1 protein-coding gene and 1 pseudogene are annotated in these 1223 nt (G+C 57.9%); both read left to right on the forward strand.

Going from position 1 to position 1223, the window contains the following annotated elements:
* Positions 1–702, forward strand: a pseudogene (locus tag OI69_RS19985) (DNA primase); the annotation flags it as partial.
* A 33-nt stretch (positions 703–735) separates the two neighbouring features.
* Positions 736–1223 (forward strand): site-specific integrase (locus tag OI69_RS17340; RefSeq protein WP_039353364.1); only part of this gene is annotated, 488 nt, incomplete at its 3' end.

Raw genomic sequence — 1223 nt, forward strand, 5'->3', positions numbered from 1 at the left:
TTCCTGAGCGACAAAACCCGCACGCGCCGCGACCATATGAAGTACCTGACGTTAATCCAGTCCATCGCGCTGCTGCACCAGTACCAGCGGGAGATAAAAACCGTCTCGCACCGTGGCACGGTCATCGAATATATCGAGGTTGAACGGTCGGATATCGTGCTGGCCAACAAGCTGGCACACGAGATATTAGGTCGCACACTGGACGAGATGCCGCCGCAGACAAGGAAGCTGCTGATGCTGATACAGGGCTGGGTAAAAGAGAGCGGTCAGCCGAAAGCGGAATCTCTCTTCACCCGCAAACAGCTACGGGATGCGGTGCAATGGGGCGATACGCAACTGAAAATCCACCTTGCGCGGCTGGTTGAACTGGAATACCTGATGCTGCACAAGCGGGGGCTGACGTTCTGTTATGAACTGCTGTTCGACGGTGACGCACAGGCGGATAACGCGCACCTGTGCGGGCTTATCGACGTGCCGGAAACGCCAGCGAAAACAGTAACAACGTCAGAGAAAGGTAATTACGACGCCGCCCGGTCGGGGGTCAATGAAAAGCGGTCGGCTTCTGGTCGGGGAGCAGTCGGTGGTCAGTCGGACAAGGCAATCGCTGTTAAAGCCAGTGCTGGCAAGGGTTCTTCGCCATCCGGTCGGGTTAACGGCAAAAGCCCTGTTCCGGCAAAGTCAGATAAGCGCATCACATCGTAGTTCCCTTCTTCTCACTTCGCAGGACGCGCCGCCATGACCAAGTCGAAAGCCCCGACACCAGAAACCCTTTACCTTAGCAGCCTGTCACAGACGCTGCGCCAGTACGCCACGGCTTACCTCGAACACCTGAGCGCCACGAACCACAGCCCGCGCACAATAGAATCCTACAGTGAACGGCTGCGCCCGTTCGTGACGTGGTGTGAGGAAAGGGGCATGACACAGGCGGCACAGGTGAGTCTGTCGGTGCTGGAAGCCTATCAGCGTTATCTTCATGGCTACCGCAAGGCCGATGGTAAACCGCTGGCACAGGGCGGTCAGCTTAACCGCCTGTCAGCGATACGCGGGTTGTTCCGCTGGCTGTTGCAACGGCATCATATCCTGTACAACCCGGCTGAACAGATGACGCTGCCGAAAGCAGAGAAACGGCTGCCGGCGCAGATACTGAGCGAGGAAGAGACGGAAGCGGTGATGGACGCGCAGGACACCGACACATTAACCGGGCTGCGTAACCGTGCCGTGCT

It is taken from the genome of Pectobacterium fontis, from assembly GCF_000803215.1.
Classification (GTDB): domain Bacteria; phylum Pseudomonadota; class Gammaproteobacteria; order Enterobacterales; family Enterobacteriaceae; genus Pectobacterium; species Pectobacterium fontis.